General features: G+C 41.2%; 12 protein-coding genes. 1 reads left to right on the top strand and 11 read right to left on the bottom strand.

Going from position 1 to position 15,834, the window contains the following annotated elements; translation table 11 throughout:
* Position 1: 1 nt before the first annotated feature.
* The 8 genes from A7P54_RS04125 to A7P54_RS04090 all read right to left on the bottom strand — a co-directional run bounded on the left by A7P54_RS04125 (position 2) and on the right by A7P54_RS04090 (position 10,091).
* Positions 2-2,605 carry a type VI secretion system Vgr family protein gene (locus A7P54_RS04125; protein WP_171548746.1) on the bottom strand — a complete coding sequence of 868 codons (2,604 nt, stop codon included), beginning with the start codon at positions 2,603-2,605 and terminating at the stop codon, positions 2-4.
* 87 nt (positions 2,606-2,692) lie between these two features.
* Positions 2,693-3,466 carry a Rossmann-like and DUF2520 domain-containing protein gene (locus tag A7P54_RS04120; protein WP_171548745.1) on the bottom strand — a complete coding sequence of 258 codons (774 nt, stop codon included), beginning with the start codon at positions 3,464-3,466 and terminating at the stop codon, positions 2,693-2,695.
* A gap of 83 nt (positions 3,467-3,549) precedes the next feature.
* Positions 3,550-4,596, bottom strand: coding sequence for a DUF1311 domain-containing protein (locus tag A7P54_RS04115; RefSeq protein WP_171548744.1), 1,047 nt, complete (start codon positions 4,594-4,596; stop codon positions 3,550-3,552).
* A gap of 181 nt (positions 4,597-4,777) precedes the next feature.
* Complete coding sequence (locus tag A7P54_RS04110) at positions 4,778-6,202, bottom strand: OmpA family protein (RefSeq protein WP_171548743.1); 1,425 nt, start codon at positions 6,200-6,202, stop codon at positions 4,778-4,780.
* A 248-nt stretch (positions 6,203-6,450) separates the two neighbouring features.
* Positions 6,451-7,023 (bottom strand): hypothetical protein, encoded by a 573-nt coding sequence (locus A7P54_RS04105; protein ID WP_004806349.1) that lies wholly within the window; start codon positions 7,021-7,023, stop codon positions 6,451-6,453.
* A gap of 197 nt (positions 7,024-7,220) precedes the next feature.
* Complete coding sequence (locus A7P54_RS04100) at positions 7,221-8,453, bottom strand: dihydroorotase (RefSeq protein ID WP_004806348.1); 1,233 nt, start codon at positions 8,451-8,453, stop codon at positions 7,221-7,223.
* 12 nt (positions 8,454-8,465) lie between these two features.
* Positions 8,466-9,482: an aspartate carbamoyltransferase catalytic subunit gene (locus A7P54_RS04095; RefSeq protein ID WP_171548742.1), complete on the bottom strand. Its 1,017-nt coding sequence runs from the start codon at positions 9,480-9,482 to the stop codon at positions 8,466-8,468.
* Positions 9,483-9,719: 237 nt separating this feature from the next.
* A complete protein-coding gene (locus tag A7P54_RS04090) occupies positions 9,720-10,091 on the bottom strand; it encodes a hypothetical protein (RefSeq protein ID WP_004806346.1) in 372 nt (123 codons plus the stop codon).
* Between the two features lie 252 nt (positions 10,092-10,343).
* Here A7P54_RS04090 and rlmKL point away from each other — a divergent pair, with 252 nt between their 5' ends.
* Positions 10,344-12,548 carry a bifunctional 23S rRNA (guanine(2069)-N(7))-methyltransferase RlmK/23S rRNA (guanine(2445)-N(2))-methyltransferase RlmL gene (gene rlmKL / locus A7P54_RS04085; RefSeq protein WP_171548741.1) on the top strand — a complete coding sequence of 735 codons (2,205 nt, stop codon included), beginning with the start codon at positions 10,344-10,346 and terminating at the stop codon, positions 12,546-12,548.
* On the opposite strand, the gene A7P54_RS04080 is transcribed toward rlmKL, so the two are convergent.
* From A7P54_RS04080 to clpB, 3 genes are read right to left on the bottom strand one after another with little or no spacing between them, the layout of a single operon-like run.
* On the bottom strand, positions 12,541-12,981 hold the full coding sequence (locus A7P54_RS04080) for a hypothetical protein (RefSeq protein WP_004806342.1): 441 nt from the start codon (positions 12,979-12,981) through the stop codon (positions 12,541-12,543). The two genes, rlmKL and A7P54_RS04080, sit on opposite strands and share 8 nt — an antisense overlap.
* Complete coding sequence (locus A7P54_RS04075; RefSeq protein WP_017402360.1) at positions 12,942-13,121, bottom strand: hypothetical protein; 180 nt, start codon at positions 13,119-13,121, stop codon at positions 12,942-12,944. The genes A7P54_RS04080 and A7P54_RS04075 overlap by 40 nt, the downstream gene beginning before the upstream one ends.
* Before the next feature lie 27 nt (positions 13,122-13,148).
* Complete coding sequence (clpB, locus tag A7P54_RS04070; protein ID WP_004806339.1) at positions 13,149-15,728, bottom strand: ATP-dependent chaperone ClpB; 2,580 nt, start codon at positions 15,726-15,728, stop codon at positions 13,149-13,151.
* Between the last annotated feature and the right edge of the window lie 106 nt (positions 15,729-15,834).

Raw genomic sequence — 15,834 nt, 5'->3', positions numbered from 1 at the left:
TTTATATCTCAACTAATGCAGCACCATTGGTGGCAGCTGAGTGCTGTTTCGCAGAACAGTCTGGTAAATCAATCGCAGGTACACTCACCGATGCAGCGCCCATAAACAAATGCTGTCCCGCCTTCACCTCAAATTTGCCACTTGTGATAGGGAAAATACCTGAACCATCCAGCTTGATTTGAGAACCACCCGCAGTAATCACAATCTCTTTCGGACTGCTGATCTCAATACGATCTTCAGTCGAAATAATCTGGATGCCTTGCTTGGCAAGTAAATCCATTGTGTCAGCTTGTGCATGAACTTCAAACTTACCTTTGGCTGCGACTTGTTTAATACCACCTTGTGCGGCGAACAGGCTTACCTTAGCACTGGCATGTGCGATCAAATTCTTTTGCGTACTTAGATTGATACTGTCGCCCGCAAACTGGTTGATCTGCCCATCAGCAGATAAATGAATATCTTCATTAGTACTTAAACCAATCCCCTCAGGCGAACTGAGCAACAGCATCGCTTTATTAAACTTGGCAATATCAGATTCGATTTCTTCCGCAAACTCTTTGAGTTGATCCAGTGATTCAATCTCATCGGTCTGCTGGTTCTTAGCTATTTCACTCAGTGCCTTGGCATTGTTTTGATTGCCCTCAAGCTGCTGTTTAGCAACTTGGGCATCCAGATGTTCGCCTTGGGCTAGATCCTGTTTATGTGTGGAAAGCAGTAAACCCTCGCCTGCACGCACTGCACCCCACTGGTCGGTGCGCAGTTCAAAACCTTCGCCACGATCTTCACTTTCAGCTTTGTCTTTCGGATGACTCAGTTTACCGAGATTGAGTTGACTGGCGGCATGGCTGCTTTGTAGTTGTGCGCTAATCTGCCCTGTGGTGTCATCAAAGCGTAGTTGGTTAAAACCTTCGCCCTGATATTCTTTAGACTTGATCCCTGCCAGTTTCTTGGTGTCAGGTAGCTTGCCTGCATGGTCGAATTTGGTTGGGCTACGATAGCCTTCATGAATTCGTCCAACCACAAACGGACGGTCGATATTGCCATCAAAGAAGTCGATCACTACGATTTCATCAATACGCGGCAGGAAGCGTGCGCCATAGCCTTCACCTGCCCAAGGCGTGAGTACATCGACCCACGCTGAATCGGTGTCATTGTTATTGGCACCCGCACCACCATCATGGCTATGATCGTCATTACGGGTAAACAGGAAACGGACTTTAATCCGTCCCCATTCATCGACATGGATTTCTTCACCACTTGGTCCAACCACTTTGGCACGTTGTGGTGACGCTGCTGGGCGGTGCTGTAATGGGTGATATTCGGGAACGGTTTTAATACTGCGGCGTTGCAACGTTAGTTGATTGGCCTGCCGTTCTTCTGTGCTTTGTTGAGTCGGTTGCCAGTTACTTTGTACTAATAATTGGTTGATCTGTTGGCTTAAATCTTTAGGCAAATTATTTTGGTTATAGAAGTTTTTGCCCGTAATCAGGAATTCTTTATCGCTGCCATCATGCTGATCTATTTCAGGATGTTCAGCCAGTTCAAACCAGTAACCGACATGGGTATCGCGGACTGTGGTATGGGCGGTAAATTGTTTGGATTGTAAGTCGTAGTATTGACCCAAGTCCCGATTCAGCTTTTCAATTTGAGCATTGCCCGATGGGGTTGCACCATCCTCCCCATTCAGGTCTTGCATCCATGCGGGTGAAAAATGCCATGCCTGTTCCAGACCTAAACTGGCATTGTCATATTGCTCACTATGTTTATGCGTGCTTTGCACACTGCCTGCACCATCTTCTTGTTCCAGTGCATCCGCTTGCCAGCGTTGTACATGCACACTGCTCGGCTGTAGAGAGCGTTGCCCGACCAGACTGGTCATGCTGTCATATTGTTCAGTGGCACTACTACGGTGGTAACGAATCTGACGACGCTCTAAGGCTTGGTACTGGCTATTGTCGTCAATCAGGCGTAGTTTTTGCGGCTGAATCGCAGCACTGCTTTGCGCGACGGTTCGTTCAGCTTCATCAATGAGCCAGTTAATCGATTCGCTACGTAGCAAACGCGTCAGGAAGTCGTAATCAACTTCCGAATGTTGCATGATAAAGGGACGAACATCGTAATCTTGGCTCAGTCCGCTTAAATCAAGCGTTAAGCTGGATGCAAATAAGGGGCTTTTTTGTTGCCACTCTTTGAAGATGATTTCCACCACATCACGCACACTCTTGTTCATAAACACGCGACTGTTACGGCGTTGTTTCCACAGTGCGGTTGGATCTTCTAAAGTCAGTTTATAGGCCGTTAAGCTACCGTCCGACTGCCCTTGTAAGGCTTGAGTAATAATCCCTGTAACACGAGTCAATTGACCTTGATCAGTCACCGTATCAATTGCTGCTTGGCTACCAATAAATTGTTTGAGTGGAATGGTCGCATTGGTCGACAGGCAAATCAGTTCTGCCTTAAATCCATCATTCAGTTGATGCTGACCATCAATACGTTGTAGGAAGACTTGAGTATTTAAATTTTGATTGGAAAACTGAATATGGATTGCACGTTTTTGTGCAGTCAAACCTAAATTGTCTAAAGCTTGAAATATATTAACCAACATCTTTTTATATAAAATTAAATCAAATTTTAGCCATGGTATACAAAACAGACTGATTTGTCTATTTTGTATAATTATTGTTAAATCGATTTAATCATGGCGTTTTAAAATAGATTCACTGATAAGACCATAGATATTCTGCAAGTCTGGGCGATTAGAATCTGCTAATAATTGACTATGCATACTCAATATATTTTGGTCACCGCGCATCGCAGGGCCTGTCTGCATATCCTTGGGATGATTGGCTGTAGCTTTATTTGCGGTCTCTAAAATCAGTGGATAAAGTAAACTAAAATCAACCTGCTCAGCGTCGACGATTTGTTTCGCCATGTCATAACAATAATTACTAAAATTGCAAGCAAATACCGCCGCCAAATGCAAAGTCAAACGTTGTGTAGAGCTATATTGATAGACACGTTGGCTTAAACTGTTGGCTAATTCGGTTAATAAGGTTAAGTCCTGTTGCTGTACTGCCTCAACAAACAAAGGCGTATCTGTCCAATTCACATCCCTTTCCATACTAAAGGTTTGCAAAGGATAGAACACACCCGCGCGTGGATGTCTTTGTTCCAGTATCGATAAAGCAGTACTTCCCGAAGTATGTACAATCAGATTTTCAGGGAGATATGGCGCAATCGAATCAATCACGCTACGAATCGCCTGATCGCTGACTGCAATAATCACTAAATCGGTTTGTGCATCCAGCTGTTGCACATCATCAATTGCTTGGGCATTGACTTGTTCTGCAAGGGTCTGAGCATGTTGTAACTTCCGACTATAGATTTGCACAATCTGATGCTGCAACTGCAATACTTTAGCCAAATGGGTTGCAACACGACCTGCCCCAATCAATGTAATTCGCATAATATTTATCTTAAAACCATCGCTGTGCTAAGCATGCCAATAAAAAAAGGACGAATCAATTCGTCCTTCTTGTTGTTGCTTACTTAATTGACATTATTGAGATAGACAATGCGCTCTATGGTACGTTGGGTGAAGCACTTGGTGTACTGCATATCTTGATCTTGTTGACGCATCGCATCATTCCAATAGCGTGATTGCTTTTGATAGGTTTCTAAATCTTTTTCAGGAATATCAGATACATGCTTTTGAGCAAGCACCTTACAATCAACATCACGTTTTTCAAACCAATCAGACTGGTCTTGCTGCAACTGTGCTTTTTGCTCTGCACTAAACTTGTCCCAAGTTTGATTTAAACGTTCAACCTGCTGTGCTTTTTCAGCATCTAACTCTTTCTTGCGAATATCCATTGCTTTTTGAGCCAAGCCCATTTGTGCCGACTCTTCTGCATCATATTGCTGCTGAGCTTGCTCATTGCTTTGTTCAATCAAGCGGTTTTCTTTTAAATAGGCCACATATTGCACGGCTTTGGTCGCCATAAAGACCACACCATCAATCACTGCATTTTGATCAGGAATATTAAACACTAAACCATCTTTATCCGTCTTGGTAATGTCATATAAAAAGCTACCTTTGAGCTTGTCATCTTCTAAGGTCAGTGAATATTCATTATCTGCAAAATAATCAGCTAAAGTACTGGCACTATAATCGCCTTCACACTCTTCACAATTTTTCTGCTGCTCAGCATAGGCATTTTCTGCACGCTTTTGTAAGCCTTTCGGGAATTGGACGATTAACTGACTTTCACAGCTCAATTGTGTTTTTGACGCTTGCTCACCTTCTGCTGTATCCAAGGTACGCACATTTTTAATTTCGAATTTCAGACCTTTATTGATTTTATCCAAAACATCATAATCTGCCTGATACCCACTTTCCCTTAGGCTACGCTCGATTTGTTTTAAATAGTCTTTTTTCAATGCCGCTTGAATATTATTTAAGTTGTCTTGATTGGTACAACTCCACTCAGCGACAGCCGCATCCGTATTTTCAACTTTATCTTTCGGCTTGAACTTGTCACAACCTGTTAATAACACTGCTGCTGTTAATGTTGTGAATATAAAAAACTTATTCATATTAGTGCTCTATTATCTTGTTTTTCGCGCGTATTCTACTCAATTTAAATCTATACTTTCGAGTCTTTTATTTGATTTTATTTAGGCGTTCGCATTTAAAATCATATTCACTCAAATAAACAATTAAAATAAAAGGAGTTATTTTCTCAATAACTCCTTTAAAACTTCAACAAACCCTCAATTAAGGAGTAATTGAAAACTCAATACGACGATTTTTAAAACGCCCTTCCTCAGTTGTATTATCTGCAACAGGGTTATCTGCACCATGTCCCACTGCTGTGAGTTGTGCCACATCCACGCCTTGACTAACTAAATAATCCACCACAGCCTGTGCACGTTTTTGGGATAGCGTTTTATTGCTATTGGCATTACCTGTTGAATCGGTATAGCCTGCAACGGTCAGTTTTGCATCTTTGCTATTTTTCATTAAGCCAGCGGCTTTATCCAAGATCGCTTTGTTTTCATCTGGAATCTGATTAGATCCCGTTGAGAAATTAATAATCTGTAGATTAAGTGCTTTAATCACGGCGTTGATATCAACCTGATTAGCATCAATGCTTGCCAATGCATCCTGTGCTGCATTTAGACTATTACTTACCGAATCAGCAGCACTAACAGGCGCTTCGACAACCACCTCGGTATTTGGTACTAATCCTTTAATCTTGCTAAGCAACTCATTGAGTTTAGCTGCATCTGCACCTTTTAAGGTGATCTTATCACCTACCCATTCCAAGGAAACATTTGGAACCCCTTTAAGCAATCCCAAAACACCTGCTAGTCCTGCTTGATCAGTAAACGAGCCTGCATGTGTTGCAGCCGTACCTGCTGTATCTACCGTACAGTCCTGATTAGAAGAAAAAACTTCTTTGACCTTGGCCTGAATACTGGCAAGGAACCCTTGATCACCAACCATGACCTGACACTGTGCAACATGACCACTAGCATCGGTGGTTAATGCCAAGCTCGCGGGCGCAATCATCGTACCGACTTGTGATGCCGGTGAATCCTCATTACTTACAGGTACTTCCATTTGCTTATGTTGACATGACTTCCACAACCATGCGACCAACAGTGCCAAAATAATCAGTGCTACAATCGGGAGCCAAGCACGTGACTTACTTCCTGTTGTCGCGGTCGCACTGGCTAAGCTCGTTGTGGAGGCTGTAGCACTCGAAACGAGACCTAAAGGTGCAAGCAAACCTACCGCCCATGCAGGTAACAGCGCACGAATTGAATCCGCATGCTGTTTTAAATAATTAACAATACTTTGGGTATCATTACCCGCTTCACTTGTTAAAGCAGCAAGGCTGACTGGAAGCGCTTGGTTTAATGTTTGCTCTGCTTCAGCTATGGGAAGCTGACCACCTGCGAGGTTGGATAATAATGCATTTTTAACTTGATCATTATGACCAAATAAATCGAATAATGAAGGTGAAATTGACTCTTTTAGTTTCTGAATTAATTCAGGTTTTGCAGCTAAAATCGAAAGAAAAATCGGGTAAAACTTAGATAACAGCGCACTTTTTTCGTTCGCCAATCCATCTTGACCACTCACAAGCACAGAGGTCACTTTCTGCTTTAACAATTCTATTGGGTTTATTGACATTGTTATTCTCTCCAACACATTAAATTTATAATATTCAGATCGCTTAAGAAAAATGCGAAGTACAAGCAAACTGAAGCTTTTTCATTCTAATCATTTGTGTGTTTTTTATTCGTTTTTTATATCATTTAAATACAATACTTACATCACACTTTACAAAACCGAGTAAAAGCCAAATCGCTTTAGATCATCATTCAGTTGAGTTATAAATTGTGCGATAAGGAATAATTTCATCTTCATAATAAGGCATTTTACTTGCTTAATTGATATAGAAACAGCAAGGAAAAACTCGCAAAAATGAGTGTAAGAAACGGAAATAAACGATAAGATTTCTTTTCAGGCGCTATCTCAACCGGCTCAGTAATTTCTTCTAATGACACTGCTACGCTTGGAACTTCATCTAATAGAGCAAGCACCTCCTCCGACCAATTTGGCAACAGTCCATTTATCGATTCTTGATGTTCACGAAGGTAATGAATAATGCTGATTGCATCATTTCCGATTTCATTTGAAAGTACTGCTAGACTCTTCGGGATCGCTCGATTTAATGTGATTTCTACCTCTGCAACCGAAACTTTACCTGCTGCCAACCTTAACAGTAATGCATTTTTTACTTTTTCATTTTCTTCCATCAGGTCAAAAACAGAAGGTGTCAGCTTCTCTTTTAACTGATCAACAAGTTCTGGTTTCTGTAAAAAACGATGCAAAAAAATAGGATAAAATCTTGATAAAACATCATTTTTTTCATTTACTAGACATGTTTGATCATTGACAATAATAGAGGATACTTTTTGCTTAAGCAGCTCCATTGGGTGAATAGCCATATGATTTAGCTCCAATTATTTCAATTGTTTAATTCTCATTTTTTATAATTTTATGTAAAGCACATCTCATTTATTTTCTTACTTTAATCTAATTTTTTTATTTTTATCAGCTTTGTAAAATTTAAATACAATATCTACATCACACTTTACAAAGCAGAATAGGACTTGATCGCCCTATTCTGCCGTTTGCATATCATTTATGCGAAGGTCGTCATCACCTTACCTGTCAGCTGTTGACCAAGTAATGGCGTATTTTTACCTTGAGACAGGATGCTGTCTTTAGACACCGTCCACTGTAGTTCTGGATCAATCAACACCCAACCGGCTTCTTGCAACCAACGATCCGTCATATTGGCCACTTGTGCTGGAATAGAGGTGACTTTCTCCACCCATTCCAAAGGTTCAAACACACCTTCTTGAATCAACTGCACACCTAAACCGACATAGGTATCAAAAGCAGTAATCCCTGGCTGTGTTTCTGCAAACGGAGCCATTTTCGCTGAGCTACTAAGTGGTTCATGATGGGTACAGATTGCATCAATCACGCCTTCTTTCACACCTTGGCGCAATAATGCCTTATCTTGCTCAGAACGTAACGGTGGGCGTACATGGGCAAGTGAGTTAAAACCATCGGTCAGTTGCTCAGTCAGATGTAACTGATGCATAGCAACATCGGCAGTGACAGGTAAACCTTTGGCTTTTGCTGCGCGGATCAAATCAACCGAAGCACCACATGACAACAGACCAAAGTGTGCTTTCACGCCTGTTGCTTCAATCATGATCAAGTATTTGGCAATCGCAACGGTTTCAGCAATCGCAGGAATCATGGGTAAACCTTGACGAGAAGCAATAAAACCTTCGTGCGCACAGCCATCTTTGGCAATTTGTGGTTCTTCTGCATAGAACACGACCGTCAAGCCCAAACCTGCTGCATATTCCAGAGTACGAATGACCACATCATCATTTTCAAAGCTTGCATTGGCATTTGAAACCGCAGTACATCCACCCTTCTTCAATCCCGCCATATTGGCAGGTTGTTTACCATTCAGACCTTGAGTCTGCGCACCAATAATTTGTAGATAAATGCCGCCATCCAATTGTGCTTTTTCAATCAAGCCATGAATTAAAGCGCCATTATCTTGAACAATTGGTTTTGAATCAGGTGGTGTTATCACATGCAAAATACCATTGGCACGCGCCGCCTTACCTTCTGACTTTAAGGTTCCATGCTGTTGTTGCCCTGGTTCACGTAGACGTGCACAAAGATCAACCATGGTTGGCATTAACCATTTGCCTTGGCCATCAATCGTTTCATCGACTTGATCTACTGCATCAACCAACTTACCGTTTTCGATATATACCGTTTTGACTTGATCAGTTTTTTGAATTGGATCGAGCACACGGACATTTTCAATTTTTACTATACTCATGTGATCTATCCTTTACAGCGCAATCGCTTCAATTAAACCTTGTTCTTGTAACTGCCCTTGCATCGAAAGTGCCAACACTGCCATACGAACTGCAATCCCATTGGTGACTTGCTTCAAAATAACAGATTGATCACCATCGGCAACGCTTGAATCAATTTCAACTCCACGGTTCATTGGCCCCGGATGCATCACGATGCAATCAGGCTTAGCCAATGCCAAACGCTCTTTGTTTAAGCCATACATTTTATAGAATTCAGCTTGTGAAGATAATGCAGGTGAATCAATACGTTCATTTTGAATACGCAAGGCAATAATCACATCGCAGTCTTTTACGCCTTCATCCATTTTGTTAAACAGACGTACATGTTCGCCATATTCATCAAAGGCCACTGGCAATAAGGTATTTGGTGCAATCACACGAATGTCTTTACAACCCAATGTTTGCAATGCCGCTACATTTGAGCGTGCGACGCGTGAATGCTTGATATCACCAATAATCGCAACCGTTAATTCTTCAAAAGGCTTTTTGGTCTCACGACGAATGGTCAACATATCCAGCATGGCTTGGGTCGGATGCGCATGACGACCATCACCTGCATTGATTATCGCAACCTTAGGACACACATCTTTGGCAATAAAATGTGCTGCACCAGAAGATGAATGACGCACCACGAAGATATCCGCTGCCATCGCTTCCAAATTCCAAAGCGTATCACGTAGCGTTTCACCTTTAGAGGTACTTGAACGTGCAATATCAATATTTAAGACATTGGCAGACAAACGCTTTGCTGCAGCCTCAAACGTAGTACGGGTACGAGTGGAGTTTTCAAAGAAAAGATTCATCACCGTCAGTCCTTCAAGCAACGGACGATTGATTAAGTTATTATTTTCATCTAAAAAGCTTTGCGCTGTATCTAGAATCTTGGTTAAGGTTTCTTTGGAAAGACCTTCAATTGTTAAAAAGTGCTTGAGATTTCCTTGTTGATTGAGCTGGATCTGACTCAAAGTATGCAATGCCGCCAAGTGCATAAGAGATTCCTAACACGTTAAGTTAACGCATTATACAGACTTTGGATTTCATTCGCAGTTGAACTTTTCAGCACTTAAGTAAAAATCTTTTAGATCTTTTCCATGATCTTATTTTTATAAGATATCAGAACATAGGTTCTGAATATTGATCCATATACAAATACTCCAAAATAAAGATAAGGATGTAAATATCATCTCTACATCCTTTTAATATTCTATTTTTTAATGACTTATAATTTACCTTAATGCACCAATATAGTGATGATGTACCTGTGCTTGATAAATTTCTTCATCGGTAACTTCCATGGAATAAGTTTCCAAAATCTCAGCCGGTTGTTTCTCAGTTGCAGTTTTTGTCTCCACCACCAATGGATTTGGCTCAGGATATAAATCAATCAATGGGCTTAAACGATGTACAAAACGTTCCAACTCTGGGTCCTGAGTTGTTAAGGCGATATCCAGCACATGCTTGGCATAATCTTTATTGTTAACGAGATACATTACATCGATCACACGACCACAGACACGTCTTAAACGGACATACATTTGAGTTGCAATCGTAAAAGCTTCAGCATTGACCAATACTTCGTTATTCATGCTTTCTTTCATAAAGTCCTCACATCATTGGGAGAAATATTTACTGATAATTCATCAAGAGAAATGCAAAAGCTGTACCAACTATTAAAATAAAAAATAAAAATGCACTTGATCACATTTTTGAATCCCCCAAACACAGATAAAATTATTCAAAAAATATCGATTAATGCAGAATAAAGCTGACAATCACACAAATATGCACCGACAGAGCAAGCAAAAATCAGTTAAAATAGCCGATTGCTAAAAATGTTTTTGGAAATTTGAATGAATGCTAAACAACGTCTAACAGACTATTGGGTGACCTGTGCGGACGGGCTTGAAACCTTATTACAACAAGAGCTTGAAGATTTAGGCATTCAAAATATCCAACGTTTTGCTGGGCGTTTAGTGTTTAAAGGCACACTTGAAAATGCATATCGCGTTTGTATGTGGTCACGCCTTGCCTCTCGCGTGCTTTTACCCATTCATACCCACGAACTTGAACATACCCATGATGCACGTGATGTAGCCGAAGAACTCTATGAAGGCGCGATTAGCTTTGACTGGTCACTGATTTTTGCACCACAAAGTACCTTTGCAGTTCGCTTACATGTTGAACGTGAAATCAAGGTCAATACACAGTTCGCGACCCTACGAGTTAAAGATGGTGTAGTGGATTCTTTTATGGAAGCCGTTGGTAAGCGTCCGAGTATTGATATCAAGCAGCCTGAAATTACCCTATACGCTCTAGCAGGTAAAACTGAACATACTTATTGCTTAGACTTATCTGGTGATTCTTTACATAAGCGCGGCTACCGACGCTATATGACCGATGCACCCATTAAAGAAAACTTGGCAGCAGCGATTCTACAAAAAGCCCAATTATCAAAATACCAACCAGATATTATTCTTGACCCAATGTGTGGTTCAGGCACATTTATTATCGAATCTCTACTCATTTTAACAGACCGTGCACCAGGCTTAGTGCGTCGTTTTGGCTTTAATGGTTGGCATGGTCATGACCATGAACTTTGGTTAGGATTAAAAGCTGAAGCTGCTGAACGTCATGAAAAGGCTTTAGAACAGCCACTACCTAAATTCTATGCTTATGATGCTGATTGGGAGGCTGTAAAAGCAACGCGCCAAAACATAATTGCGGCTGGTTTCGAAAAATTACTCGATCAAATTCAGATTGAAGAACGTACCTTGGCCGATTGGGATGACTTCCATGCCGAAGGTAAAAAAGCATTTATCGTTACAAATCCTCCCTATGGCGAACGTTTAGGTGATAAAGCCTCTAGTCGTGCATTTTATCTAGGTTTATCTGGACTGTTACAAAAGAATTTCCCAAATCAGTCTGTGGCTGTTATTGCAGCACAAATTGAACAAGCAGATGTACTTGCTATTAACGATCCTCAAACCTTACGTTTAATGAATGGTAAATTACCAATTTATATCCGTTTTGGTACCGTTAAACCTGCAACAGTGACACAACCTTTCCTTGCCACTTGGCAGCCACAACAGTTTGAAAAAATTGAAGGTGCCGAAGACTTTACCAATCGCTTGCAAAAAAATATGCAAACATTGAAAAAATGGGCAGTCAAAGAAAATGTTTTCTGTTTACGTTTATATGATGCCGATTTGCCTGACTTTAACGTCGCAGTCGACTTATATGGCGATCGTTTGCATGTTCAAGAATACGCGCCACCAAAAACTATTGATCCAGAAAAAGCAAAAAAACGTTTTAACCTTGCTCTTGCTGCCATCCGGGCTGTGACTGGTTTAGGTCGTGATGCTATCTTTATTAAAACACGTGCAAAACAAGCGGGTGCAAACCAATACACTAAACAGAGTACTGCCTCTAAACGTTTTATCGTTCAGGAAGGCAAAGCACGTATCTTGGTAAATTTGACTGATTATTTGGATACGGGGTTATTCTTGGACCATCGTCAGATGCGTTTAAGAATTGCCAAAGAAGCGCGAGGCAAACACTTCTTAAATCTTTATAGCTATACTTCAACTGCAAGCCTACATGCCGCTTTAGGTGGTGCTGCTAGTACGACTAGTGTCGATTTATCCAATACTTACTTAAATTGGTCGAAAGAAAACTTTGTACTCAATGGTTTGACTGTCGATCATGCAGATGAACAGCACATGTTCTTTGCAAGTGATTGCTTTGAATGGCTAAAAGAAGGTCATGAGCAATATGACTTGATTTTCATTGACCCACCAACCTTCTCAAACTCAAAGAAGTTCTATGGAACTTTTGACGTACAGCGTGACCACGTTTCACTTCTTAAACGTGCTATGAATCGCTTAACCAGTGATGGAACCCTGTACTTCTCAAATAACTATCGTGGTTTTGAGTTAGATGAAGAAATTGAGGCGATGTATCAGGTTGAAGAAATCACCTCTGAAACGATTGGTCCAGATTTTAAACGGAATCAAAAAATTCATCGTGCTTGGAAAATTCAACACCCTGCTATTTAATCACTAGCTCGGCTTTTACGTCATCGTTATAAGTCACATGAACATTGCCTGACTCGAACTCATAAATCATGTAGCGATCAGGTGGCTGTTCATGTGGTTTGATGGTCGCAGCCCGCTTATCTCGATTATCAACAGCCAACACTTTCTTCTGCTCTTCATGAGGTGACAAAACGCCTCCTAAGATCGTACTGACACGAATATCACCCAAGTATTTATCACTCAAGATCCGTTGTGAACGCCAACGTTCTTCTTCAGGCTTTAAGGCATCTTGTTGCGCTTTAATGAGAATACTGGGAAGTGCATTATTCAGCATAGCAGTTTGTAAGGCGAGCGTGCCTTCACTCAATGGTTGTGCGGCATGCACCATTGAAGATAAGGCAGTCATCAACAAAATTACACAAGCATTTGTGCAATGATGTCTGTTCTTTTCCATTGCAATTCATCCTGAATTTTTTTCTTATTTGTTCCGAAACTATCAAGTTTTTCACAAAGTCGCAATGTTATTGGTAATATTCCTGCAAAAATCTGACCAGTTGCACTGATACAAAAAAAGATGGTGATTTTCATCACCATCTTTTTAGCCAAACGTTCAAATTTCGCTTAACTCAGTTTCATTTTATCAAAGACCAGATGACCACTTTCACCTTTGATTAAAATGTTATCCCCCGGCTGGAATTCCCCAGACAAGATTTTCTGAGCCAAGTTATTCTCCACTTGTTGCTGAATCGCACGTTTTAATGGACGTGCACCGTATACAGGGTCGAAACCAGCATCGATCAATAGATCAAAAGCGCTATCATCCACAGTTAAGCCCATATCACGATCGCTCAAGCGTGAACGTAAACGATCTAACTGAATATCCGCAATACCACGAATCTGTGCCTTTTGCAGTGAATGGAATACCACCAACTCATCAATACGGTTAATAAACTCTGGACGGAAATGCTGTGTAACAGCATTCATGACCACAGCACGAACCTCGTCATCGGTCGCGCCTTCACCTAGTTCACGCACATCTTGTGAACCAAGGTTCGAGGTCATCACAATCACCGTATTTTTAAAGTCGATCACACGACCTTGCGAATCGGTTAAGCGCCCATCATCTAACACCTGTAGCAGGATGTTAAATACATCTGGATGCGCTTTTTCCACCTCATCAAATAACACCACACTGTAAGGTTTACGGCGTACAGCTTCAGTGAGCACACCACCTTCTTCATAACCAACATAGCCCGGAGGCGCACCGACCAAACGACTGACTGAGTGTTTTTCCATGAACTCAGACATATCAATACGGATCATGGCATCATCACTGTCAAACAAGAAGTTCGCCAATGCTTTGGTCAACTCAGTTTTACCCACACCTGTTGGTCCAAGGAACAAGAATGAGCCACTTGGACGATTCGGGTCAGATAAGCCCGCACGTGAACGACGGACTGCATTGGAAACAGCAACCACGGCTTCATCTTGTCCAACCACACGGTTATGCAAGAACTCTTCCATATTCAGCAGTTTTTCACGTTCACCCTGCAACATTTTCGCCACTGGGATACCTGTTGCCGCACTGACCACTTCAGCAATTTCATTCTCAGTCACTTTGGTACGAATCAGTTTCGGCTCTTCATTTTCCTCAGCAACCTCGGCTTGTTCCAAGCGTTTCTGTAACTCTGGAATCACGCCATATTGCAAACGTGCAGCTTCCGCCAAATCACCTTCTCGTTTTGCTTTTTCTAAAGCAACACGTGCTTGATCCAGTTCAACTTGTGCTTTTTTATCACCTTCAACCAGCGTTTTTTCAGCTTTCCAGATCTCTTCTAGATCGTTGTACTCTTTTTGCTTTTCAGCAATTTGATGTTCAAGATGATTGACCTCGGCTTTACTGCCAGCATCTTCATCTTTTTTCACCGCTTCCAATTGCATTTTCAATTGGATTAATCGACGATCAAGTTTATCCAAAGCTTCAGGCTTCGAGTCGATTTCCATTTTGATCCGCGATGCCGCTTCATCAATCAGATCAATAGCCTTATCAGGTAATTGACGATCCGTGATATAACGATGTGACATTTTCGCCGCAGCAATAATGGCTGAGTCTAAAATTTGCACCCCATGATGGGTTGCATATTTTTCTTTTAGACCACGTAAGATCGCAATAGTATCTTCTACACTCGGCTCATCAACGAGCACTTTTTGGAAACGGCGTTCAAGTGCAGCATCTTTCTCGATGTATTGACGATATTCATCCAATGTTGTTGCACCCACACAGCGCAATTCACCACGCGCTAAAGCAGGTTTCAACATATTACCTGCATCCATTGCGCCATCACCCTTACCAGCACCGACGAGAGTATGTAACTCATCAATAAACAGGATGATCTCACCTTCATGTTTAGCCAAGTCTTTGAGAACCGCTTTTAAACGCTCTTCAAACTCACCACGATATTTTGCACCTGCAAGCAATGAGCCTAAGTCTAATGACAGTACACGCTTATTCTTCAAGCCTTCAGGCACTTCACCATTGACGATACGTTGTGCTAAACCTTCTACAATTGCTGTTTTACCCACCCCTGGTTCACCAATCAATACCGGGTTATTTTTGGTTCGACGAGATAAAACCTGAATGGTACGACGAATTTCATCATCACGACCAATCACAGGATCGAGCTTGCCCGCTAAAGCACGCTCAGTTAGGTCAATGGTATATTTATTGAGTGAGTCACGTTGATCTTCGTGATTATTGCTCATAACTTTGTCATTTCCTCGAATATTTTCAATTACTTTGCGTAAGCTTTCTGGTGTTACACCAACACTATTTAAAATGCTTTTGGTTTCACCTGTTTCTGTCAGCCCCAACAACACCCAATCGGTTGATAAAAATTCATCACCTGCTTTTTGTGCATAGCGGTCAGCTAAATTCAGTGCCTTTACCGCTTCAGGATTCAAATTGATATCACCCGTAGGATTCGCCAACGTTGGTGCATTCTCTAACGCTTGTTCAAGTTTTTGCTTTAACTCTGGTAAACGTGCGCCCGCTTGTTGCAATAAACTCAGATTGGCAGGTTCTTTCAAAAGAGTCGACAGAATATGAATCCCTGCAATCGCAGTATGATCCTGACCCATTGCCAATGATTGTGCGTCTGAGAGTGCTTGCTGTAAACGGTTTGTAAATTTTTCAAATCGCATTCTTGTTATTCCTCACAACAAATTCTTAACTTATCACTTAGATGGGAACGCTTTTTAAAATTTCAAATAAAATTTATATATTTTTCAATATTTTATAAAAATTTAA

This window comes from Acinetobacter sp. Ac_3412 (assembly GCF_013072675.1).
Taxonomy (GTDB): domain Bacteria; phylum Pseudomonadota; class Gammaproteobacteria; order Pseudomonadales; family Moraxellaceae; genus Acinetobacter; species Acinetobacter higginsii.
The sequence above is the reverse complement of the archived record's forward strand: the minus strand, read 5'-3'. Positions and strand labels throughout refer to the sequence as shown.

Excerpts from the sequence above, each read along its gene's own strand:
- rlmKL (WP_171548741.1), top strand. The coding sequence starts at position 10,344 with ATGAATGCTAAACAACGTCTAACAGACTATTGGGTGACCTGTGCGGAC.
- A7P54_RS04100 (WP_004806348.1), bottom strand. The coding sequence starts at position 8,453 with ATGAGTATAGTAAAAATTGAAAATGTCCGTGTGCTCGATCCAATTCAA.
- A7P54_RS04075 (WP_017402360.1), bottom strand. The coding sequence starts at position 13,121 with ATGGTGATGAAAATCACCATCTTTTTTTGTATCAGTGCAACTGGTCAG.
- A7P54_RS04080 (WP_004806342.1), bottom strand. The coding sequence starts at position 12,981 with ATGGAAAAGAACAGACATCATTGCACAAATGCTTGTGTAATTTTGTTG.
- A7P54_RS04090 (WP_004806346.1), bottom strand. The coding sequence starts at position 10,091 with ATGAAAGAAAGCATGAATAACGAAGTATTGGTCAATGCTGAAGCTTTT.
- A7P54_RS04125 (WP_171548746.1), bottom strand. The coding sequence starts at position 2,605 with ATGTTGGTTAATATATTTCAAGCTTTAGACAATTTAGGTTTGACTGCA.
- A7P54_RS04115 (WP_171548744.1), bottom strand. The coding sequence starts at position 4,596 with ATGAATAAGTTTTTTATATTCACAACATTAACAGCAGCAGTGTTATTA.
- A7P54_RS04095 (WP_171548742.1), bottom strand. The coding sequence starts at position 9,482 with ATGCACTTGGCGGCATTGCATACTTTGAGTCAGATCCAGCTCAATCAA.
- A7P54_RS04120 (WP_171548745.1), bottom strand. The coding sequence starts at position 3,466 with ATGCGAATTACATTGATTGGGGCAGGTCGTGTTGCAACCCATTTGGCT.
- clpB (WP_004806339.1), bottom strand. The coding sequence starts at position 15,728 with ATGCGATTTGAAAAATTTACAAACCGTTTACAGCAAGCACTCTCAGAC.
- A7P54_RS04110 (WP_171548743.1), bottom strand. The coding sequence starts at position 6,202 with ATGTCAATAAACCCAATAGAATTGTTAAAGCAGAAAGTGACCTCTGTG.
- A7P54_RS04105 (WP_004806349.1), bottom strand. The coding sequence starts at position 7,023 with ATGGCTATTCACCCAATGGAGCTGCTTAAGCAAAAAGTATCCTCTATT.